The organism is Lentzea sp. NPDC102401 (genome assembly GCF_044765805.1).
GTDB lineage: Bacteria > Actinomycetota > Actinomycetes > Mycobacteriales > Pseudonocardiaceae > Lentzea > Lentzea sokolovensis.
On the sequence record NZ_JBIWKS010000001.1, the window covers coordinates 641,781 to 662,706 of the forward strand.

The 20,926-nt window shown below is 70.5% G+C and carries 18 protein-coding genes; 11 read left to right on the forward strand and 7 right to left on the reverse strand.

Features of this window, described 5'->3' with window-relative positions; genetic code table 11:
- Positions 1-2 precede the first annotated feature (2 nt).
- The 3 genes from ACIRG5_RS02955 (at position 3) to ACIRG5_RS02965 (ending at position 2,864) form a co-directional block, all read left to right on the forward strand.
- Complete coding sequence (locus ACIRG5_RS02955; RefSeq protein WP_402899202.1) at positions 3-1,379, forward strand: GH1 family beta-glucosidase; 1,377 nt, start codon at positions 3-5, stop codon at positions 1,377-1,379.
- Positions 1,376-2,395 (forward strand): LacI family DNA-binding transcriptional regulator, encoded by a 1,020-nt coding sequence (locus ACIRG5_RS02960; protein WP_402899205.1) that lies wholly within the window; start codon positions 1,376-1,378, stop codon positions 2,393-2,395. Before ACIRG5_RS02955 ends, ACIRG5_RS02960 begins: the two co-directional genes overlap by 4 nt.
- A gap of 145 nt (positions 2,396-2,540) precedes the next feature.
- Complete coding sequence (locus ACIRG5_RS02965; protein ID WP_402899208.1) at positions 2,541-2,864, forward strand: hypothetical protein; 324 nt, start codon at positions 2,541-2,543, stop codon at positions 2,862-2,864.
- A 7-nt stretch (positions 2,865-2,871) separates the two neighbouring features.
- Here ACIRG5_RS02965 and ACIRG5_RS02970 read toward each other — a convergent pair whose 3' ends face one another.
- On the reverse strand, positions 2,872-4,965 hold the full coding sequence (locus tag ACIRG5_RS02970) for a beta-galactosidase (RefSeq protein ID WP_402899211.1): 2,094 nt from the start codon (positions 4,963-4,965) through the stop codon (positions 2,872-2,874).
- A 136-nt stretch (positions 4,966-5,101) separates the two neighbouring features.
- Positions 5,102-5,659: an NAD(P)H-dependent oxidoreductase gene (locus ACIRG5_RS02975; protein ID WP_402899214.1), complete on the reverse strand. Its 558-nt coding sequence runs from the start codon at positions 5,657-5,659 to the stop codon at positions 5,102-5,104.
- Between the two features lie 86 nt (positions 5,660-5,745).
- Here ACIRG5_RS02975 and ACIRG5_RS02980 point away from each other — a divergent pair, with 86 nt between their 5' ends.
- A complete protein-coding gene (locus ACIRG5_RS02980; protein WP_402899217.1) occupies positions 5,746-6,345 on the forward strand; it encodes a TetR/AcrR family transcriptional regulator in 600 nt (199 codons plus the stop codon).
- A 3-nt stretch (positions 6,346-6,348) separates the two neighbouring features.
- On the opposite strand, the gene ACIRG5_RS02985 is transcribed toward ACIRG5_RS02980, so the two are convergent.
- Entirely contained in the window at positions 6,349-7,113 is a 765-nt protein-coding gene (locus tag ACIRG5_RS02985) for a FadR/GntR family transcriptional regulator (RefSeq protein WP_402899220.1), read from the reverse strand.
- 148 nt (positions 7,114-7,261) lie between these two features.
- Between ACIRG5_RS02985 and ACIRG5_RS02990 the strand changes: the two genes are divergently transcribed.
- From ACIRG5_RS02990 to ACIRG5_RS03005, 4 genes are all read left to right on the forward strand, one after another.
- Complete coding sequence (locus tag ACIRG5_RS02990) at positions 7,262-8,533, forward strand: ABC transporter substrate-binding protein (RefSeq protein ID WP_402899223.1); 1,272 nt, start codon at positions 7,262-7,264, stop codon at positions 8,531-8,533.
- A 107-nt stretch (positions 8,534-8,640) separates the two neighbouring features.
- On the forward strand, positions 8,641-9,471 hold the full coding sequence (locus ACIRG5_RS02995) for a carbohydrate ABC transporter permease (protein ID WP_402899226.1): 831 nt from the start codon (positions 8,641-8,643) through the stop codon (positions 9,469-9,471).
- On the forward strand, positions 9,471-10,298 hold the full coding sequence (locus ACIRG5_RS03000; RefSeq protein WP_402899228.1) for a carbohydrate ABC transporter permease: 828 nt from the start codon (positions 9,471-9,473) through the stop codon (positions 10,296-10,298). Before ACIRG5_RS02995 ends, ACIRG5_RS03000 begins: the two co-directional genes overlap by 1 nt.
- A 1-nt stretch (position 10,299) precedes the next feature.
- Positions 10,300-11,481: a mandelate racemase/muconate lactonizing enzyme family protein gene (locus tag ACIRG5_RS03005; protein WP_402899231.1), complete on the forward strand. Its 1,182-nt coding sequence runs from the start codon at positions 10,300-10,302 to the stop codon at positions 11,479-11,481.
- Here ACIRG5_RS03005 and ACIRG5_RS03010 read toward each other — a convergent pair.
- From ACIRG5_RS03010 to ACIRG5_RS03025, 4 genes are read right to left on the reverse strand one after another with little or no spacing between them, the layout of a single operon-like run.
- The gene (locus tag ACIRG5_RS03010; protein WP_402899234.1) at positions 11,465-13,162 is read right to left on the reverse strand and encodes an amylo-alpha-1,6-glucosidase; all 1,698 of its coding nucleotides are present in this window, start codon (positions 13,160-13,162) and stop codon (positions 11,465-11,467) included. The two genes, ACIRG5_RS03005 and ACIRG5_RS03010, sit on opposite strands and share 17 nt — an antisense overlap.
- A gap of 12 nt (positions 13,163-13,174) precedes the next feature.
- Positions 13,175-13,993 carry a carbohydrate ABC transporter permease gene (locus ACIRG5_RS03015; RefSeq protein WP_402899237.1) on the reverse strand — a complete coding sequence of 273 codons (819 nt, stop codon included), beginning with the start codon at positions 13,991-13,993 and terminating at the stop codon, positions 13,175-13,177.
- Positions 13,990-14,859 (reverse strand): carbohydrate ABC transporter permease, encoded by an 870-nt coding sequence (locus ACIRG5_RS03020; protein ID WP_402899240.1) that lies wholly within the window; start codon positions 14,857-14,859, stop codon positions 13,990-13,992. Before ACIRG5_RS03020 ends, ACIRG5_RS03015 begins: the two co-directional genes overlap by 4 nt.
- A gap of 6 nt (positions 14,860-14,865) precedes the next feature.
- Positions 14,866-16,092: an extracellular solute-binding protein gene (locus tag ACIRG5_RS03025; protein WP_402899242.1), complete on the reverse strand. Its 1,227-nt coding sequence runs from the start codon at positions 16,090-16,092 to the stop codon at positions 14,866-14,868.
- Positions 16,093-16,256: 164 nt separating this feature from the next.
- Between ACIRG5_RS03025 and ACIRG5_RS03030 the strand changes: the two genes are divergently transcribed.
- The 3 genes from ACIRG5_RS03030 (at position 16,257) to ACIRG5_RS03040 (ending at position 20,708) form a co-directional block, all read left to right on the forward strand.
- Positions 16,257-17,270, forward strand: coding sequence for a LacI family DNA-binding transcriptional regulator (locus tag ACIRG5_RS03030; protein ID WP_402899245.1), 1,014 nt, complete (start codon positions 16,257-16,259; stop codon positions 17,268-17,270).
- Positions 17,271-17,391: 121 nt separating this feature from the next.
- Positions 17,392-19,185 (forward strand): RICIN domain-containing protein, encoded by a 1,794-nt coding sequence (locus ACIRG5_RS03035; protein ID WP_402899247.1) that lies wholly within the window; start codon positions 17,392-17,394, stop codon positions 19,183-19,185.
- Positions 19,186-19,229: 44 nt separating this feature from the next.
- Positions 19,230-20,708: an arabinofuranosidase catalytic domain-containing protein gene (locus ACIRG5_RS03040; protein ID WP_402899250.1), complete on the forward strand. Its 1,479-nt coding sequence runs from the start codon at positions 19,230-19,232 to the stop codon at positions 20,706-20,708.
- Positions 20,709-20,926 lie beyond the last annotated feature (218 nt).

The following is a 20,926-nucleotide window of genomic DNA, read 5'->3' on the forward strand; positions in this document are numbered from 1 at the left end:
AAATGGAGAACATTCTTTTCCCACAGGGTTTTCTGTGGGGAGCCGCGACCGCCGCGTTCCAGGTGGAAGGTGCGACCGACGTGGACGGCCGCACCGACTCCATCTGGGACGAGTTCTGCCGGCAGCCCGGCAAGGTGGTGGGCGGCGACTGCGGTGAACCCGCCGCCGACCACTACCGGCGTTTCGAGCAGGACGTCGCCATGATGGCGGACCTGGGGCTGAAGGCCTACCGGTTCTCGATCGCCTGGCCGCGCGTGCGGCCGGACGGCGGGAAGGTCAACCAGGCGGGGCTCGACTTCTACAAGCGGTTGATCGACTCGCTGCTGGCGCACGACATCGCGCCGTGGCCCACGCTGTACCACTGGGACCTCCCGCAGAAGCTCGAGGAGACCGGCGGCTGGGCGAACCGCGACACCGCGTTCCGGTTCGCCGACTACGCGGCCGCCACCGTCGAGGCGCTCGGCGACCGGGTCGGCACCTGGACGACGATGAACGAGCCGTGGTGCTCGGCGTTCCTCGGGTACGCGGGCGGAATCCACGCGCCCGGCCGCACCGAGCCCAAGGCCGCCGTCGCCGCCGTGCACCACCTGCTGCTCGCGCACGGGCTCGCGGCCGACACCATCCGCGCCGCCCAGCCGGATGCCAAGGTGGGCATCACGCTCAACATGTACCCGATCATCCCCGTGGATCCCGGCAACCCGGCGGACCTCGACGTCGCGCGCCGGCTCGACGGGCTGCAGCAGCGGATCTTCCTGGATCCATTGCTGCGCGGGGAGTACCCGGCCGACATCCTCGCGGACCTCGAGCCGTTCGGGTTCGGCGAGCACGTCAAGGACGGCGACCTCGGCGTCATCTCGGGGCCGATGGACATGCTCGGCGTCAACTACTACACCGAGCACTACGTCAGCTCCACGCCCAACGGCGAGACCGGTCCGTCGCCGTGGGTCGGCGTGCAGCACGCCTCGTTCCCGGCCAGGGACGCACCCATGACCGACATGGGCTGGGAGGTCAGGCCGGACGGCCTCACCGCGGTGCTGATGCGGGTGCACCAGGACTACCCGCGGCTTCCGTTGTACATCACGGAGAACGGCGCCGCGTTCCGCGACGACTTCTCCGGCACCGGCGCGATCGACGACGTGGACCGCACCGGTTTCATCGCCTCCCACCTTCGTGCCGCCCACGCGGCCATCGAGGCGGGCGTCGACCTGCGCGGCTACTTCTGCTGGTCGCTGCTGGACAACTTCGAGTGGGCAGAGGGGTACGCGAAGCGGTTCGGCATCGTCCACGTCGACTACGACACCCAGATTCGCACGCCGAAGATGAGTGCGAGGTGGTACAGCAGGGTGGCCCGGGACAACGCGTTGGTCGCCGTCTCATGACAGAAGGCAGGAGTCGCCGCCCCGGCCCGCGCATCGAGGAGGTCGCGCGCGTGGCCGGGGTGTCGAAGTCCACGGTCTCCAGGGTGATCAACGGCGAGAAGTACGTGAGCGAGCGGTCGCGCCAGGCAGTGCACCGCGCCATCGCGCTGCTCGGGTACAGCCCGAACCACGCCGCGCGCACCCTGGCCGGCAGCAAGGCGAACGCGATCGCCCTGGTCATCTCCGAGCAGGGCAGCCGGGTGCTCGCCGACCCGTTCTTCGCCCAGGTGCTGCGCGGGGTGCACGCCGAGCTCGCCGGACGGCACGTGCAGCTCCTGCTGATGATGAACCAGCCGCTCGACGGTGAGGACCAGATCGCTTACCTCACCGGCGGGCACGTCGACGGCGCCCTCGTGGTGAGCCTGCACGGCGAGGACCCGTTGCCGAGGACGTTGCACGAGACGGGGCTGCCCATCGTGGTGGGCGGCCGTCCGCTCGCGGGCGGCTCCGTCCCGTTCGTCGACGCCGACAACTTCAACGGAGCTCTGGGGGCCGTGCGGTTCCTCATCTCGCTGGGCCGCGAGAAGATCGCCACGATCGCCGGGCCGCTCGACATGGCGGTGGGCATGGACCGCCTGAGCGGCTGGCGGTGCGGGCTCGCGGAACACGGCATGGCCGTGGAACTGGTGGTGCACAGCGACTTCACGCCCGACAGCGGCGCGCTCGCGATGGAGGAGCTGCTGCGCAGAGCACCCGATCTCGACGCGGTCTTCGTGGCGGCGGACATCATGGCGCTCGGCGCGTTGCGGGTGCTCCAGGCGAGCGGCCGCCGGATCCCCGACGACGTGGCGGTCGTGGGGTTCGACGACTCCGTGCTCGCCGCGACGGCCGTGCCGCCGCTCACCACCGTGCGGCAGGACGTCGAGGGGTTCGGCCGCACCATGACCTGGCGGCTGCTGGCCGAGCTGGCGGGCGAGGAGAAGCTGCCGCAGTCCATGCTGCTGCCCACGTCACTGGTGCGCCGCGCGAGCGCCTGATCGTGCTTGCACCCCAACGGTTCGATCGCCCTCGGGTCGAATCGACTCGAAACCATTCGACGCGGAAGTAATTCCTCCCGAGCCTGAACCAGAGCCAGGACCAGGCCGTATTACGACATGCGAGGGAGAGAGAGCGGGGGTTGCGATGCAGGCGGGCCGATTCTTCGACGATTCACCGGACGAGTCACCGGACAACGGTCCGGAACTGCCGGACACAGCGGTGCTGCGCGTGCTGTGGATGACCGCGCAGGGCATGGTGTGGCCGTGGCTGCTGCAGAGCATGTGCCGCGGCGACGCCATCGAGCAGGCTCTGAAGAGCGAGCTGATCTGGGCGCCGGTCGGCGACCACCTCGGCTACCACATCACGGACGCCGGGCGGCGGCGCATCATGGACTGGTACCAGGAGAACCGCCCCGGCAGGGGTGCGCAGGACGACTCGGCGCACTGGCGCGCCGTCACCATGCGCTGAACGGCGCCTATCGGTCCGATGCGAACACGCGCACGTCGCGTTCCCCGAGTGCGACGCGCTCGCCCGCCGGAACGCCGTCGCCGCCCAGCAGGTCGGTGAGCGCGACCGGCGTGACGACCTCGGCGCGGTCTCCGCTCCAGTTGTGCACCACGTGCAGACGGCGTCCGTCCGGCGAGGTGCCGGTCGTCACGGTGACCGTCTCCGGGAGATCCATCCAGCCCGACACCGGCGCGGGCGCGAACCACCTCGCGAGCGCGGCGGCGAGAGCGCGGCCTGGCACCGTGCCGACGCACGTGACGCGACCGGCGCCGTGCCGCCGGGTGGTGACCGCGGGCCAGCGTCCGAAGTGGTGGTGGTCGTACTCCACCAGCACGTCCGCGTCGGTGACCACGTACCCCTCGACCCACCGGGTGGCGACCGCGTCCGCGGGCAGGTGCAGCGCGGATCCTTCCGCGGCGTGCACGCGGAGGTCACGCGACAGGTTGCTGAACTCGTCGTAGTGGACGCCCGCCACCTCGGTGAGGCGGCCGGGAGCGGGCTCGTGGCGTGCCCTGCCCTCGTGGTCGGCGTAGGCGGTGCGAGGTCCGATGACCAGGTGGCCGCCCGAGTGCGCGTACTCCGCCAGCCAGTCGATCGTCGCGTCGTCGGCGAGGTAGAGGGCGGGTGCGATCAGTACGGGGTGTCGGCGCGCGGCCTCCTCCAGGCCGGCCAGCTGACCGGCGTGGATCATCCGCACCTGCCGTCCCGCCTCGAACGCGCCGCGGTAGAACGAGTCGAAGATCCGCTGGTACGCGGCGGCGTCCGGGCCACCGTCCGGAGTGGACAGCGGAGGGTACTTCTGCATGTACCACTTGCTGGGCAGCGAATGGACGATCGCGATGTCGGCGTCCGGCTCGACGCCCGCGACCGCCGCGCCCGCCGTCTCGAACTCGGCTCCCAGCCGTGCGAGCTCGGCGTAGGCGCGACCGGGCCGGCTGCTGTGCGGGAGCACGCCGCCCCAGTAGGTCTCCGCGCCGAAGTGCAGCGTGTGCCAGTGCCAGTACTCGATCATCCGCGCGCCGCGGGCGACGAACGCCCAGGCGGCCTGGCGCCACTGGCCGTCGAAGGCGGGACGGTTGTCCCAGGGCGTGCCGATGTTCCCGGCGTTGGTCTCGGTGACCAGGAACGGTTCCTGGCGGGACGAGAAGATCCAGTCGGCACCGCGGTAGAACGCCCAGACTCCCCTGGTCTTCCAGCCCTGCTCGTGGTCGTCCGGCGTGGGATCGGGCAGCGTGAGCCCGTCCTGCATGTCGTAGTAAGGATTTCCGGCGGTGACGTCCACGTGGCCGGTCAGCCCGTCGTCGTCCAGAGCCATGTGCGGGTAGTGCAGGCAGGTGGTGACGAACTGCTCCGGCCGCGCGTACTCGCGGACGACGTCTGCCTGCCACGCGACGAACTCCGTGGTCTGCCGCGCCTGGAACGCCCGCCACGCGATGTCGTACTGCGGCTGGGCGTTGCCCTCCGGCGTCCACAGGTCGGCCCAGTCGGACAGCCGATGCGACCAGTACACCAGGCCCCACGCGCGGTTCAGGTTCTCGACGTCGCCGTAGGTGGCACGCAGGTGGTCGACGAAGCGCTGGAACACGCCGTGGTTGTGCAGCAGGTGCACGCCCGGTTCGTTGTCCACCTGGAACCCGATGACCGAGGGGTGGCCGGCGTACCGCCCGGCGATCCTGCGCGCGACGCGTTCGGCGTGGAAGCGGAAGGCGGGATGGGTGAAGTCGGCCTCCTGCCGGGCTCCCCAGCCGACACGCCGGCCGTCGGCCCGTTGCGCCGCGATCTCCGGGTACTGCCGGGCGAGCCACGGCGGCACCGCGTACGTCGGCGTGCCGAGCACGACGGCGATCCCGCGTTCGTGCGCGCCGTCGAGCACCGGTTGGAGCCAGTCCAGCTCGAACCGCCCGTTCTCCGGCTCCCACGTGGACCACACCGACTCGCCGACCCTGATGACGGTGAAACCGGCCTGCACCATGAGGTCCAGGTCGGTTTCGAGCCGCTCGCACGGCTGGTACTCGTGGTAGTACGCGGCGCCGAACAACACCCGCTCTGGCAGGACAGCCATCAGGAGACCTCCGAGGTGAGCGGGACGCTCACGTGATCATCGGAGGCTTTTCCGGACGGCGCAACGGAAGTCGGCGTTTCCGTTGCGCCGCTGGGCCTTTCGGGGCACGTTCGAGTCGAATCGACTGTCGAACGGGTCAGACGGTGGCGGCGGCGCGAGCGGCGAGGCCCTCGACCACTCCGGCCAGCTTCTCGGTGACCTCGGGGTCGTCGACCGGGTGGAGGTCGGCGAAGCGCACCACCGAGGAGGGGATCGAGAGGGTCAGGTCCTCGGCGACCGCGCCACCGGCGATCTTGACCGCCTTGCGGGCCTCGTCCTGCGCCCACACGCCGCCGTACTGGCCGAACGCGGTGCCCACGACGGCGACCGGCTTGCCGGACAGGGCGCCGGCGCCGTAGGGACGCGACAGCCAGTCGATGGCGTTCTTCAGCACGGCGGGGATGGTGCCGTTGTACTCGGGCGACACCAGGAGCAGGGCGTCCGCCTCCGCGGCGGCCTCCCGCAGCCGGGCGGCGGGGGCGGGCACGGTGCCCTCGGCGTCGAGGTCCTCGTTGTAGAACGGCACGGTGTCCAGGCCCTCGAAGAGCCCGACCTCGACGTGCTCGGGCGCGATCTGCACCGCGGCCTCGGCGAGCCTGCGGTTGTGCGAACCCGAACGGAGGCTGCCGACGAGCGTGAGGATGCGGACGGCCATGAAGTGACTCCCAGGTGCGGTGTGTGCTTGAACGACTACACCCTAAACGGGACGCGGCCCGGTTATCTTCCGGCTACGCTGCCGAGGTGATCGACAGCACACCCCTGCCCCTCGCCGACGCGGAGCCGCCCCTGCGTGCGGACGCGGTGCGCAACCGGGCGTTGTTGCTGGAAGCGGCCGCTCGGCTGGCGGCGCGACGGGGCGCGGCGGCGATCACGATGGAGGCGGTCGCCGCGGAGGCCGGGGTCGGCAAGGGCACGGTGTCGCGGCGCTTCGGTGACCGCAACGGACTGCTCCAGGCCCTGCTGGACCGCTCGGAGAGCCTGTTCCAGGAGGCGTTCCTCAGCGGACCGCCGCCGCTCGGACCGCAGGCCGATCCGGCCACGAGGCTCAGGGCGTTCGGCCCGGCGCTGCTGCGCCACGAGCACGCCGACCTCGAGCTCTACCTGGCGGCCGAGCCGTCACCGAGCCGCCGGTTCGCGGTCCCCGCCCGGCAGTTGCGCCACCGGCACGTGGCCCTGCTGGTGCGCGCGCTCCTGCCCGACGCCGATGCCGACCTGATCGCCCACACCCTGCTGGCGTCGGTGGACGTCGTGCTGACCGACCACCTCGTCCGCGGCCACGGCATGCCGCTGGCACGGGTGGAGGCCGGGTGGCACGACCTGGTTGACCGCCTGCTGACCTGACCGCTACCGCTCCAGCCGGCTGGGATCCCCCACATCGCTGCGGCGGACCAGCCAGGCCTCGGTGATGTGCGTGAACATCGCCTCGGCGGCACCGGTGGGGTCGTGCGCGGCGATCCGTTCGCACACTCGGCGGTGGCCCTCGTTGGAGGCGGCGCACAGGGCGCGGTCGCTGCGGCCCGTGTAGCGGGCGGTGTTGATCACCTGGCTCTCCAGCGCCCGCACCACGCCCCTGGCGATGCGGTTGCCGGACGCGCGCATGATCCGGTCGTGGAAGAGCCGGTCCTGCTCGCGGTAGGCGTCGGGGTCGCCGACCAGCCGGTCCATCAGCTCGACGAGGTCGCGCAGCGCGGTGACGGTGGCCTCGTCGGCGGTGCGGGCGGCGGCCTGGGCCATGTCCGACTCGAGCAGCCGCCGGGTGACCACCAGGTCGTCGAGCACCGCGAGCGTCTCGTCCTCGGCCACGATCGCCCCGAGGACCAACTCGTCGAGCACGTTCCACGAGGACGGCGGGGTGACCTGGGTGCCCGCGCCCTGACGCACCTGCACCAAACCCTTCTCCTGCAGGACTTTCACCGCTTCACGGATGACGGTCCTGCTCACCGAGAAGGCCTCGCACAACGCGGGCTCCGGAGGCAGCGACGTCCCGGAGGGGTGGTCGCCGCGCACGATCCGGCTCACGAGCTCGGCGGTCACCGCACTGGCCAGGCTCGCCGGCCTGCGCACCCAGCCAGGGGTGGCGGCGGCCGTTCTCCGGCCTGATGCGGTCATCGTTCCTCCGGTCACGTCGTGCGGGGACGTGCGGCGAGAGTACTGCAGAACGGGCGATTGACGTAATACGTCATACGACTTACGTTCACGGCACCCCGTCGGGAACGACGCAGCCCGGCGCCCTCTCGGGAAGAGAAGTGAGCCAGCGATGAAGCAGCGCACACTCTTGTCCGCCGCCCTGGTCCTGGGGCTGACGCTGACGGCAGGATGCGGCAGCGCGTCCGGGCCGGGCACCTCGTCCGGCGGCTCCGGCGACAAGCTCGTGGTCTGGGACTGGAAGTCCGGTGACGCCAAGGCGGCCGCCTACGTGGAGAAGGCGAAGGCCGACTTCGCGAAGAAGCACCCCGGCGTGAACGTCGAGTTCGTGGCCCAGCCGTTCGACCAGTACTACACCCTGCTCGGCGCGGCCATCCAGGCCGGCAAGGGTCCCGACGTCGTGCTCTTCAACGGTGGCGGGCAGATCCGCGACCGCGCCGACGCTCTCGCCCCGCTCGACACCTACGTCGCCGATGACCGGAAGCGCCTGGCCGGCTGGGATGCGTTCACGAAGGACGGCAAGGCTTACGCCGCACCGGTGACGCTGCAGGGACATCCCGTCTACTACAACAAGGACCTCTACCAGAAGGCCGGCCTCGACCCGGACTCCCCGCCGAGGACGTGGGACGACTTCGTCCGCGACTGCGGTGTGATCGCCCAGAAGACCGGCGCGAAGTGCCTGGCGCAGGGCAACAAGGAGGGCTACGGCATCCAGTTCTTCCTGTCCGCCATGGGATCGGCGGTCCTGACGCCGCAGGAGTACGACGACTGGATCGCCGGCAAACGGGACTGGTCCTCCGCGAACGTCAAGCGGATCTTCGAGCTGTGGAAGCAGACCGCCGACTCCGGGCTGAACACCGACGGTGCCAACTCCACGGCGATGTTCAACGACGCGTTCGCGCTCTTCAACTCCGGCAAGGCGGCCAACGTCATCGGCCTGATGTCGGACGTGGGGCACTGGAAGGACTTCGCTGAATTTCTCACCCCGGAGAAGCTCGGCGTGATGCGGGCGCCCGTGGTGAACCCCGCGGCGAAGCCGAGCCTGCCGTTCGACGGCGGCATCGGGTACGCGGTCGCGAAGTGGACCAAGGACCCGAAGCTCGCCGCGGACCTGGTGCGCTCGCTGACCTCCGCCGACGCGCTGAAGGCGTTCTACGCCGACGGTGGCGCCATCGCGTCCGACGCGACCATCGACGTCTCCTCGGGCGGCCCCGCCGTCAAGGCGATCGTCGCGGAGGTCAAGTCGGGCAAGCCCGCACTGCACGTCGCCCTGTCATCGAAAACCCTTGACCTGATGGGACGTCTGTCGCAGCAGCTGCTGAGCGGATCGGCCACAGTGGACGACGCGGTGGCGCAGCTCGCCGCCTCCGACAAGACCGGCTGACCGCTGTGGCGGCACCCGTTCTCTCCCCCGCGCGCCCGGCTCCGGCCGGGCCCGCGAGGCCGCGCCGGTCCGGCTCACGGTCCGAGCGCCTGGCTCCCCTCGTGCTCGTGGCGCCGGCCGTCCTGATCATCGCCGGGCTGCGCCTGTGGCCGTTGGTGCTGGGCGTCAACTTTTCCTTCACCGGCGACGGTGACCGGGACGGCATGATGGTCGGCCTCGACAACTACGTGACCCTGTTCGCGGATCCGCTGTTCCGCACGGCCCTGCGCAACGTCGGGCTGCTCGTCCTGCTGCTCCCGGTGGCGGTGGCGATCCCCGGACTGCTCGCCACGTTGATCTACCTGCGCGTGCCGGGACATCGGCTGTACCGCGGGGTCTACTTCTTCCCCGCGGTGCTCTCGCCGGTGATCGTCGGCGCGATCTTCACGCTGCTGCTGGCGTTCGACGGTCCGCTCAACGGGGTCCTCGGCGGTCTGGGAATCGGGCCGGTGGACTGGCTCGGCGATCCCGGTGTGGCGTTCTTCGTGGTCGTCGCGGTGCACGTCTGGGCGACGTTCGGCATGGCGCTCGTCGTCTTCCTGGCCGGGTTCGCCACCCTCGACCAGTCGCTGCTCGACGCGGCGAAGATGGACGGCGCGTCGTTCCCGCAGACGGTCCGGCACGTGATCGTCCCGAGCCTGACGCGCACGATCCAGTTCGTCTTCGTCACCACCATGATCGGCATGCTGACCTCGATGTTCGGTCTGCTCTACGTGATGACGAGCGGCGGGCCGGAGGGGTCGACGTACCTGCCCGAGTACTACATCTGGATCCAGCAGGGGCGCCTGAACCAGCCCGCGCTCGCCTCCGCGGCGTCGACCGCGCTGTTCCTGATCATGCTCGTGGTGGGGCTGGCCCAGATCGCGATCCTGCGCCGCGCCGCCGGCAAGGAGGACTGATGCCCGGCTCCCGTCCGGCCCGGTGGGTCGCCGCCGTCCCGATGGCCGCGCTCGCCCTGGCCACGATCTACCCGCTGGTGTTCACCACCAACGTCGCCATGAAGACCCGGCGCGAGTACGTGCTCGACCGGTTCTCCCCGGCGGACTCGTTCAGCCTCGACAACGTCGTCAAGGCGTGGACGAGCGTGGGAATGTCCCGGTACTTCCTGAACTCGGTGGTCGTCGTGGCGTGCTCGGTCGCGCTGCTGCTGTTGTTCGGCTCGATGGCGGGCTTCGCGCTCGGACGGCTGCGGTTCCGCGGCTCGTCCGCGCTCTTCCTGGGAATTCTCGCGGCGCTGTTCGTGCCGTTCCAGGTGATCATGGTGCCGCTGGCGCGGACCATGGCGGACATCGGTCTCATCGACACCTATCCCGGCCTGGTCCTCGCGTACGTGGCGCAGTTCCTGCCGTTCACGATCTTCCTGCTGACGAGCTACTACGCCACCGTGCCGTCCGAGATCGTCGACGCCGCACGCATCGACGGGAACTCGGTGTACGGGGTCTACTGGCGGATCATGCTCCCGATCGGCGCGCCCGCGCTGTTGTCGGTCGGTGTGCTCAACGCCCTGTTCTGCTGGAACGACGTCCTCGTCGCGTTGCTGATGATGCCGTCCGCGGAGCACCGCACGCTCATGGTCGGTGTCACGTCGTTGCGCGGTCAGTACTCCGACGACATCCCGACGTTCGCCGCGGGAGTGCTGATCGCCGCGGTCCCCGTCCTGGTCGTCTACCTGTTCCTGCAACGCCAGATCGCCGACGGTGTCACCGCCGGGTCCACGAAGGGCTGACATGCGCATCACTGGCTACCGGACGCTCACCACGGTCCAGGACTGGGGCCGTCCTGTCGGCGACGCCAACGGCGTGATCCCCGACGGCCTCGTCCGGGTCCCGATCGTCGTCGTCGAGACCGACGCGGGCCTCACCGGCGTCGGACTCGGCCCGCACGTGGAGATCGAGGCCGTCTTCGCCGCCATCGAGGGCGAGGACCCGCGCTGCGTCACCGCCCTGTACGACCGGATGCTGCGCCGGATGTTCAAGGCAGGGCACGCCGGTGCGGTGTTCGGCACGATCGGCGCCTTCGACAGCGCGTTGTGGGACATCAAGGCCCAGGCGGCCGGGGAACCGCTGTGGCGGTTGCTCGGCGGCCGCGACCGCCGCGTGCCCGCCTACGCCTCCGCACTGGACATCGCGCTGACCGACGACGAACTCGTTGCGGTGTACCAGGTCTACGCCGATCGCGGACTGCGCGCGGCGAAGCTCAAGGGCGGCCTGGACGTGGACCGCGACCGGCACCGCCTCGCCCTCGTGCGGGACGTCCTGACCGAGGCGGGCGACGGCGCGCGGCCGAGCCTGATGCTCGACGTCAACGAGACCTGGACGCGCAAGCAGGCGGTCCGGTACGTCAGCGAGCTCGAACGGACCTTCGACCTCACGTGGGTCGAGGAACCCGTCCGCCGCTGGGACGTGGAGGGCCACGCGGCGGTCGGCCGCGGGATCCGCGCCTCCGTTGCCACCGGCGAGAACCTGACCGGGCTCGAACAGCACCGTCCGCTGATGGCGGCCGGCGCCGTCGACGTCGTGCAGACAGCAGGTGTCTGGGGCATCACCCACTTCCTGCGGGTGGCCACCCTCGCGCACGCTCACGACCTGCCCGTCAGTCCCATCGGCACCAGTCCGATCGGCCTGCTGCACGGCGCCGCGTCGGTGCCCAACCACCTGGTCAGCGAACTGCAGGACCTGCGGCCCGCGGTGGGCGTCTCGCTCGACCTGCACGTCGAGGACGGCGCGTACGTCCTCGGCGACAGCCCGGGACTGGGCGTGCGGCTCGACGAGCAGACCATCGCCGCGTCGAGCCACCTGCTCCCCCACCCGTCGGCCGGCGGCACGCACATCCGGCCCGAACGCGCGGGACGGCGCCTGCACGCGGTGGAGGCGGGTGAGGAGAGCCCCGTTCTCAACGCCGGGGTGTAGTGCCGCGTCCGACCTCCCCGGCGAGCAGGAGGTAGGCGCCGGCCGTCCACGTGTAGGCGCGGTCGCGCAGCCCTTCCCCGGTGAGCGCGTCGAAGTTCTCCGCGAACCCGGACTTCTCGCAGGTGGCCCGGAACCGCGCGCTCACCTGGTCGGCCAGCTCCACCGCGCCGCCGCGGCGCAGGCCGTCCTCGATCAGCACGGTGGCCGGAGCCCACACCGGTCCGCGCCAGTAGCCGTCGGGCTCGTAGTAGGGCGAGCCCGGCTCCTCCGTGGCCAGGCCGACGGGCGTGAGGTGCGCGGCGACACCGGCGCACAGGGCGTCGAAGACCTCCCGCGGCAGGTGCTCCCCCAGCACCACGGGCATCAGGTCGAGCAGGCTCGCACTGCGCCGTTTCGTCCCGCTGGCCACGCCCTGGCTGACGAAGTGGTCGCCCCGCCACAGCTCGCCGAGCAGTTCGTCGAGCAGCGCGTCCGCCTGCTCCGACCACCGCGCCGGCTCGTCCCCCGTCTCGGCGGCGAGCCGGGCGAGTTCCTTCAACTGCAGCACCAGGAAGGCGGCGAGGTCGGGCGAGCGGACGAGGCGTTCCTCCCGGAACACCGTCGAGTTGTCCCACCCGCTGTCGTTCCCGTGCTCGTAGTGCGGCAACAGGCTGCCGGGGGCCGTCCGGTGCTCCAGCCAGAACGAGGTCCACGCGCGGAGCTGCCGGTACGTCGGTCCCGCGTCGGGCAGTCCGCCCGGAAGTCGTTGCCGCAGCAGGGAGAGCGCCCAGCCGTGCACCGGCGGTTTGACGAAGTTGCGCAGCACCTCGGAATGGGTGACCGAGTCCGGCAACGCGCCTTGCTCGTCCTGATGGTCGAACACGACCTGGAACTGCTGCCAGGCGAGCCCCGGTGCGCCGGGGGCCAGTGCCAGCGCGGTGAAGCAGTGGTCCCAGCTCCACACCTTGTCCATCCAGTGCTTGGACATCAGCACGGCGGGCCGGTGGACGAACCCGGCGGGCCGCACGGTGGCCGACCAGAGCACGTAGCAGGCGAGCTCGGCGGCCGGGGTGCGGTCGCCGCGCCAGGGTGCCACGGACTCGGCGAAGCAGCCGAACTCCTCCCGCACGTCCGCCACGGCGTCGTCGAAGTCGTTCGCGGGCCGGGACGGCGGACGGGCCGTGCCGAGTTCCTCGATCGTCAGTTCCCAGGGTTCTCCGTCGTCCAGGACGACCCCTCGCTCCGCTTCCCCGAGCTCCTGGTCGCCACACGGTCGCCACTGTCCGGTTTGGACGGTGAGACGCAGGCGGTGCCCGGTCTCGTAGGAGGTGAAGACGAGCCCACCGGCGGGATCGGCGAAGAAGTAGGTGCCGGTGAACGGGGTCAGCGTGCTCTGCACCGCACTGATCCGCATACCCAGGCCGGTACCGCGCAGCCGTACCACGTCCGGTGACGAGAACACCGCCGTGACACTGCCGCTTCCGGCCCGCCAGCGCAGTGCCGAGGGGTCCGCGGTCACCTCGACCGGCACGCGTTCGCCGTCGAGCAGCGGAACGAACGAGAGCACCGGATGCATGCCGTTGCGGTGCGACACGAGGTGCACGTCCTCGGCGTAGGAGCTGAGCCCCACGACCGGGGAGAGGCAGAACCACGCGCCGTAGCGGCTGAAAGGGATCTCACGCACGGAGAACTCGGTTGTCACGCCGGACCCCTCTCAGTCCTTCACGGCGCCGGAGGTGAGCCCGGCGGCGACGAAGCGTTGCGCCACCACGAGCAGCACGGACGCCGGTACGGACGCGACCACCGCGGTGGCCATGATGGAGTTCCACTCCTGGTTGTTGTTGCCGATGTAGCGGTAGATGCCGAGCGTCAGCGGTTGCAGCGCCCCGCCCGAGTCGAGCGTGGCGGCGAACAGGAAGTCCGACCACGCCCACAGGAACGAGAACAGCGCCGCGGTGATCACGCCGTTGCGGCTCGCGGGCAGCACGACCGACACGAACGCGCGCCACGGTCCCGCGCCGTCGATCCGGGCGGCCTGCAGCAGTTCGTCCGGCACCGAGGCCATGAACGCGGTCAGCACCAGCACGGCGAACGGCACCGCGACCGTCGAGTCGGCCAGGACGAGTCCCCACACGGTGTTCGTGATGCCGAGGCGGACGTAGATGCCGTAGAAGCCGAGCGCCATGATGATCCCCGGGATCATCTGCGCGACAAGCAGGACGAACCCGAACCCGAACGCGCGCCGCCCCGCCGGCCACAGCTTCGCGAGCGCGTACGCGGCGGGCGCGGCCAGCGCCAGGGTGAGCACGACGGTACCCAGCGCCACCAGCAGGCTCGTGGCGAAGTACGGCAGCTGTTCGCGCAGCACCCTTTCGTAGCCCTCCAGCGTGGGCGAGGCCGGGAACAGGCTCGGCGGTGACTTCCGCATGTCGCGCGCGGGCGTGAGCGACACGACGACCATCCAGTAGACCGGGAACAGCATCACCGCGGTCATCAGCAGTCCGGCGGCCGTGCGCCAGTACCGGGTCCTCATGTGCGCTCCTGTGCGCGGATGTGGACCAGGCCCGCCGCGAGCGCCATCAGGATCAGCACGTTGCCCACCGCGGCACTCGGGCCGAACTGGGGCAGCGCCCCGCCGAAACCGAGCTCGTAGGACCAGGTGGCGAGCGTGGAGGACGACCCGCTCGGCCCGCCCCTCGTCATGATCCAGATGATGTCGAACACCTTGAGCGTGTAGACCAGGCCGAGCAGCAGGGTGATCGCCGAGACCGGGCGCAGCAGCGGGAACGTGACGTGGCGGAACGTCTGCCAGCCGCTCGCTCCGTCCAATGAGGACGCTTCGTGCACCTCGGGCGGCAGACCGCGCAACCCGCTGTGCAGCAGCACGAGGTTGAACGGCACGCCGATCCAGATGTTCGCGATGACGACGGACACCAGCGACCACGACGGTGAGGTCAGCCAGTTGACCGGTCCGATGCCCACGGCCCCCAGCGCCGCGTTGACCAGCCCGGACTCGCTGTTGAGCAACCACGCCCAGGTCGACGCGGACACGATGAGCGGCAGCAGCCAGGGCACCAGGAACAACGCGCGCAGGGTCGCGGACAGCGGGAAGTGCCGGGCGAAGAACACCGCCAGCGCGAAACCGATGGTGTACTGGAACAACAGCGACACGGCGGTGAACACCACCGTGTGCAGCAGGGCCGTCCGGAAGGCCGGGTCGGCGAACACGGTGGCGTAGTTGGCGAATCCGGCGAACGCCGCACCGCCGTGGACGAACGTCCGCACCGTGTGGTTCCGCAGACTCAGATCGACGTTGGTGTACAACGGATACGCGTAACACACCAGCAGGTACACCACGAGCGGGAGCACGAACGCCCACCCCGTGAGTCGCGTGCGCACCGGCGGCTACTTCGCGGACGCCGCGGCGGCCTGGGCGTCCTTCAACGCCGCCTCCGGTGTCTTCGCACCGGTGAGCGCGGCCTGCACAGCGCCCCACAGCGGTTGCGAGATCCGGGGATAGCGGGTGCCGAGGTTGTCACCGGTGCGGCCCTTGGCGTTCTGCACGGCGTCCACCCAGACCTTGAGCTCCGGCGACGCGGCCACCTGCTGCTCCCGTACCGAGGGCACCGCCGAGACGTACGTCAGCGCGGTGACGGTGGCGAGCACCCGGTCCGGCGCCGTCAGGCAGGTCACGATCTGCGCGGCCTTGGTCTCCGTGCCCTTGTCGTCCTGCATCGGAACGGTGACGAACTCGCCTCCCGTGGGCGCGGGCGCGGTGCCCCCGGTGCGGCCGGGGATCGCGATCACGCCGTACTCGAAGCCGGCCTTCTTCGCGTTCTGCAGCTGCCAGGTGCCGTTCTCGGCGAACGCGTACTCCCCGGTGGCGAACTCCTGCCAGCTGGTGGTCTGGGTGTTGCCGACCACGGAGTTGGGCGCGAGTCCCTTGTCCAGCCAGGACTTCCACAACGTCAGCGCGCTGACCGCGTCGGCGGACGACAGGTCGGTGAGCGTGGCGCCCGAGCCCCAGAACCACGGCAGGAACTGGAAGCTGCCCTCCTCGGTGCCGATCGCGGAGAACGTGATGCCCTTCTTGCCCGCGGCCTTCACCTTGCCGAGAGCGGCGTCCAGCGACGCCCAGTCCGTGACGGACGCGGGGTCGACGCCGGCGGCGCCGAGCACCGCCTTGTTGTAGTAGAGGGCGAGCGTGTTCGCGCCGATCGGCGTGCCGTAGGTCTGGCCGTTCGACGTTCCCGCGGCCACGAGGTTCGGGGAGGCCTGCGAGGCGTCGAGACCGACGTCGGAGTTCGATCGGAGCACCCCGGCCTCGGCGAGCGTGGAGACCACGGGGTTGTCGACCACCAGCACCTGCGGGGCGGTGCGCTGCTGGGCGGCGAGCAGCACCTTGCCGGTGAGGTCCGTGGTGTCGTAGGCCTGGCGCTGCACCTTCACCCCCGCCTGCGCCGCGCACCCCTCGATCGTCCGCACCCAGTCGGAGCCGGCGGCGAACTGCGGGTACGGGTCCCACACGGAGAACGTGTCAGGCGTCGAACTGCCCGGTGCGGAGGAGCAGGCCGTCGCGGAGACGGCCAGACAGGCAGCGGTCAGGAGCCTCGGAACAGCCGCGCGTCGCATCTTGGTCCTTCCTGCCGACTTCGTTGACGACATTCATCGAACCGGTTCGATTTGCAGGAGCCGAGCCAACGTAGCCGTGTCGAACGAAACGTCGCAAGAGCCAGTGGCCTACGATTGTCGATGGTCGAACCGGTTCATTCGACGGACCGGAGACGGGAACGGGCATGAACATCGGAGAGATCGCCAGGCGGGTCGGCGTGTCGCGCAGCACCGTGTCGTACGCGTTGAGCGGCAAGCGACCGGTCTCCGCGGCGACCGTGCGGCGGATCAACGACGTCATCGCCGAGCTCGGCTATCGCCCGAACGCCAGCGCCCGCGCGCTCGCCGAGGGACGCACCAGGACTCTCGGGCTGGTGATCCCACCCGCGAGCACCCGGCTGACCGACGTCCAGCTGAGCTTCGTCGCCAGCGTCGTCGAGGTGGCCGCCGCGTACGACCACGACGTGCTGCTGTCGCCGAGCGGCGGCGACCACGACAGGTCGTTCGACCGCGTCGTGACCGGCCGCAGGGTCGACGGCGTGATCCTGATGGAGATCCTCCTGCGGGATCCGAGGGTCGACCGGCTCACCACCTCCGGCCTGCCGTTCGTCACGATCGGCCACGTCGTGGACTCCGCCGCCTCCCGGTGGGTCGACGTCGACTACGCGGGCCTGATCAGCCGCTGCGTGCGGCACCTGGCCGACCTGGGGCACGAGCACGTGGTCTTGATCAACCGCTCCGAGGAGCTGGTCGCGTCGGGCTACGGCCCCGCGATGCGCGCGTCGGCCGGCTTCCTCGAGACCGCGGAGGGGTTCGGCATGACGGCGCACGACGTGTGCTGCGCCGACGACCCGGCCGCCGGTCTCGCCTGCTTCGAGCAGATCCTCGAGCGCCGCCCGGAGGTGACGGCGGCCGTGACGATCAACGAGGCTGCACTGCCCGGCGTGCAGCGCGCGTTGCACCGCGCCGGGCTCGACGTGCCCCGCGACTTCTCGCTCACCGGTGTGATCGCCGATCGGCTGGCCCTGGACTTCCACCCGCCGCTGACGGCGGCGGACGTCCCCGCCGGGCAGATGGCGCAACTCGCCGTCGACCTGCTGATGGAGCAGATCGCCGACCCGTCCGCGCCGCCGCGGCACGCGCTGCTCGCTCCGCCGATCACCCTGCGCTCCAGCACCGGAGCCCGCCGCAGGAGCTGACCGGAGACGAATCGGTTCGACCCTCCGGTCCATTGCTGTCCCTCGTCGCTCGGGCGTACCTTCATTTCTCGGTCGAACCGGTTCGATTCTCCGTCTCCCCTGACCCGTTACGGAGTCCCACATGGTTCAGCGACGAACCAGCACAGTCCTCCTGGCCGTCGTGGCGTCGGCACTCGCCTTCACCACCCCCGCCCAGGCCGCGAACGAGTCCATCAGCGTCGACTTCTCCGTCACCAGAGGCACACCGGCCTACCGCGCGTCCGGCTGGATCTACGGCATGACGGAGAACGCCGCGGGCCCCGCCGACCACTTCTTCCGCGACGTGAGGTTCCGCTCCATGAGGGCGGGCGGCGCGCAGCTCGACAGCCCCGGCGGCTGGGTGTCGGGCAAGTACGACCGCCGCTGGAACGCCACCAGAGCCCAACTCCTGCGCACCCGCTCGCTGGGCGGCGAGTTCGTCCTGCTGCCCCACGACCTCTGGGGTGCCGACGGGTACCCGATCTCGCGCTTCCCCGGCGACAACGGCGACTGGACCGACTACGACAACTTCCTCACCCGCCTGATCGCGGACGTCCGGGCGACGGGCGCGCCGGTGCAGTGGGACCTCTGGAACGAGCCCAACATCACGCTGTTCTGGAACCGGCCGCAGTCCCAGTACTTCGAGCTCTGGCGCCGCACCTACCAGCGGGTCCGGGCCGCCTTCCCGACTCAGCTGATCGTGGGGCCGAGCCACGCCGGGGTGCCGTCGACCGGCGGCTGGTGGACCCAGTACCTGGACTTCGTGCGCGCCAACAACGTCGTGCCCGACATCTTCAGCTGGCACGCGCTGCCGAGCGACCCGGTGGCGAACGTGGCGGTGGCGAACTCGACGCTCGACGCACGCGGAATCCCGCACCCACGGCCGTACCAGATCAACGAGTACGGCGCGTCCAACGAGCAGAACCCCGGTGACGGCGCGTGGTACATCGCACGGCTCGAACGGGCGGGCGCCGACGGCCTGCGCGCCAACTGGGCCAGTGCCGGCAACCTGCACAACGACCTCGGCAACCTGCTCGTGCGCAACTCCGCGGGGCAGCACCAGTCCAAGGGCGAATGGTGGGCCTACCGGTTCTACGGCTCGCAGACCGGCCAGATCGTCTCCACGACACCGAGCCAGTCGTACGACTCGTTCGCCACCAAGGCGACCGGCGTGGCGAAGGTCCTCGTCGGCGGTGGCAGCACGACCGGCAACGTCGCGATCACGTTGCAGCGCCTGGACACGACGACCGGTCTCGTGCAGAACAACCAGGTGCGGGTGCTCGTGCAGCGCATCCCGTACAACAACGGCGGCGCCGTGCAGGGGCCGGTCACCGTGCAGAACTCCGTGGTGTCGTTGTCCGGCAACAACGTCACGGTCACCGTGCCGCACAACAGCGTCGACGAGACGTTCACCGTCACGCTGTTGCCGCCCGCTGACAGCGGATTCCAGTCCGTCGCCGCCGCGCAGCACTCCCAGCAGTGCCTGGACAACACGAACCTGGGCACCGCCGACGGCAACCCACAGCAGCAGTTCCACTGTGAGGGCGGCGACCAGCAGCTGTGGAACTTCACGCCCGTGCAGGGCGTCGCCGACACCTACACCGTCGTGAACCAGCAGTCGGGCAAGTGCCTCGACGTCCCCTCCACCGCGGACGGTGCCGCCGTCGTGCAGCAGACCTGCTCCCCCGGTTCGGCGAGCCAGCAGTACTCGTTGCGCAAGGTCACCTACGGCGGCAACGACCCGCACGACTACCAGCTCGTCGCGCGGCACAGCGGCAAGTGCCTGGACGTCAACGGGATCTCCACCGCCGCGGGCGCCCGGATCATCCAGTGGGCGTGCAAGTCCGCCGCCCAGGGCAGTGAGCTCAACCAGACCTGGCGTCTCTGGGGCCGGTAGTCCCGAGGCGAGTCATGTCCGTCCACAACGCAGTGGAGCACCTCATGACAGTGAAGGTTCAAGGCAAGGCGCGGCGCCGTCTGGCCGCCGCACTGGGAATCTGTCTCGCGGCGGCACTGGCAGTCGCACCGGGCAACGCACCGGCGTCGGCGGCAGGTACCGGGCCGTGTGACATCTACGCCTCCGGCGGCACACCCTGCGTCGCCGCGCACAGCACCGTGCGAGCGCTCTACGGCTCGTACGGCGGCAACCTCTACCAAGTCCGGCGATCATCGGACAACACAACCCGCGACATCGCCGTACTGGCTGCGGGAGGCACGGCCAACGCGACGACGCAGGACACGTTCTGCGCGGGCACCTCCTGCGTCATCACGGTGGTCTACGACCAGTCCGGGCGCGGGAACGACCTGTGGTACCAGGGTTCCAGCGTCGTTCCCGGCTCCAGCCAGAGCAGGCCCGCCACCGCCACCTCCGAGGCGCTCACCGTCGGTGGTGGCAAGGCCTACTCGCTCTACATCAACCCCGGCAACAGCTACTGGCGCGACGGCCACCTGACGGGTGTCCCGACCGGCAGCGCGCCGGAGGGCATGTACATGGTCACCAGCGGCACGCACGTCAACGGCGGCTGCTGCTTCGACTACGGCAACAGCGAGACGACCCGCAGCGCGGACGCCGCCGGGGCCATGGACGCCATCAACTTCAGCACGCAGTGCTGGTTCGGCGGATGCTCCGGCACCGGCCCGTGGGTGCAGGCCGACCTCGAATGGGGGCTCTTCTCCGGCGGCAGCCAGTCCTGGAACCCGAACCAGAGAGCATTCCCGAACAGGTTCGTCACGGCGATGCTCAAGAACAACGGGACCTCGCGGTTCGCCATCAAGGGAGCCAACGCGCAGTCCGGTGGCGTGACGACGTTGTGGGACGGCTCGCTCCCACCCGGCTACAGCCCCATGAGGAAGCAGGGCGCCATCATCCTCGGCAGCGGCGGCGACTGCTGCAAACCGGGCGGTGGGGCCAACCTGAGCGCCGGCACGTTCTACGAGGGCGCGATGGTGTCGGGCTACCCGTCCGACGCGACCGAGAACGCGGTGCAGGCGAACATCATCGCGGCCGGGTACAGCAGCGGGGGGTCCGGCGCCACCGGAGCTGTGCGTTCGGTCGCCGCCGGCCGGTGCCTGGACGTCAACGCGGGCAGCACCGCGGCGGGAACACCACTGCAGATCTGGGACTGCAACGGCGGCACGAACCAGACGTGGACACGCACCGCGTCCGGTCAGCTGACCGTCTACAGCGGAGACTCGACCCGGTGCGCCGCCGCGTCCGGCACCCAGACCGGCGCCGCGGCGGTGATCGCGGCCTGCGACGGTGGAGCCGGACAACGCTGGCAGTTCAACGCCAACGGCACCGTCAGCAGCGCGCAGTCGGGACTCTGCCTCGACGTCAACGGGGCCGCCACCGCCAACGGCACGAAGACGATCCTGTGGACGTGCCACGGCGGCGGCAACCAGCAGTGGACGACCGGGTGACGCGCCCACGCCCGGCGGTTCGAGTCGAATCGACTCTCGAAAGGCAGCCAGTGACCGAACGGGGCTTGTAGCCGCCGCCGGACTCCGCCTACGGTCGGGGGGGGGGGGGGCCCCCCCCCCCCCCCGCCGGGGGGGGGGGCCCCCAACCCCACAGATGGGAACCCCCCCCACGCCACCGCGCCGCCCCGCGCGCGGGGGGGGCGGGGGGCGCACCCCCC

Coding starts and splice junctions, on each gene's coding strand:
- ACIRG5_RS03015 (WP_402899237.1), bottom strand. CDS start 13,993: ATGAGGACCCGGTACTGGCGCACGGCCGCCGGACTGCTGATGACCGCG.
- ACIRG5_RS02965 (WP_402899208.1), top strand. CDS start 2,541: ATGCAGGCGGGCCGATTCTTCGACGATTCACCGGACGAGTCACCGGAC.
- ACIRG5_RS03035 (WP_402899247.1), top strand. CDS start 17,392: ATGGTTCAGCGACGAACCAGCACAGTCCTCCTGGCCGTCGTGGCGTCG.
- ACIRG5_RS02975 (WP_402899214.1), bottom strand. CDS start 5,659: ATGGCCGTCCGCATCCTCACGCTCGTCGGCAGCCTCCGTTCGGGTTCG.
- ACIRG5_RS03005 (WP_402899231.1), top strand. CDS start 10,300: ATGCGCATCACTGGCTACCGGACGCTCACCACGGTCCAGGACTGGGGC.
- ACIRG5_RS02990 (WP_402899223.1), top strand. CDS start 7,262: ATGAAGCAGCGCACACTCTTGTCCGCCGCCCTGGTCCTGGGGCTGACG.
- ACIRG5_RS03025 (WP_402899242.1), bottom strand. CDS start 16,092: ATGCGACGCGCGGCTGTTCCGAGGCTCCTGACCGCTGCCTGTCTGGCC.
- ACIRG5_RS03030 (WP_402899245.1), top strand. CDS start 16,257: ATGAACATCGGAGAGATCGCCAGGCGGGTCGGCGTGTCGCGCAGCACC.
- ACIRG5_RS02985 (WP_402899220.1), bottom strand. CDS start 7,113: ATGACCGCATCAGGCCGGAGAACGGCCGCCGCCACCCCTGGCTGGGTG.
- ACIRG5_RS02955 (WP_402899202.1), top strand. CDS start 3: ATGGAGAACATTCTTTTCCCACAGGGTTTTCTGTGGGGAGCCGCGACC.
- ACIRG5_RS02960 (WP_402899205.1), top strand. CDS start 1,376: ATGACAGAAGGCAGGAGTCGCCGCCCCGGCCCGCGCATCGAGGAGGTC.
- ACIRG5_RS03040 (WP_402899250.1), top strand. CDS start 19,230: ATGACAGTGAAGGTTCAAGGCAAGGCGCGGCGCCGTCTGGCCGCCGCA.
- ACIRG5_RS03000 (WP_402899228.1), top strand. CDS start 9,471: ATGCCCGGCTCCCGTCCGGCCCGGTGGGTCGCCGCCGTCCCGATGGCC.
- ACIRG5_RS02970 (WP_402899211.1), bottom strand. CDS start 4,965: ATGGCTGTCCTGCCAGAGCGGGTGTTGTTCGGCGCCGCGTACTACCAC.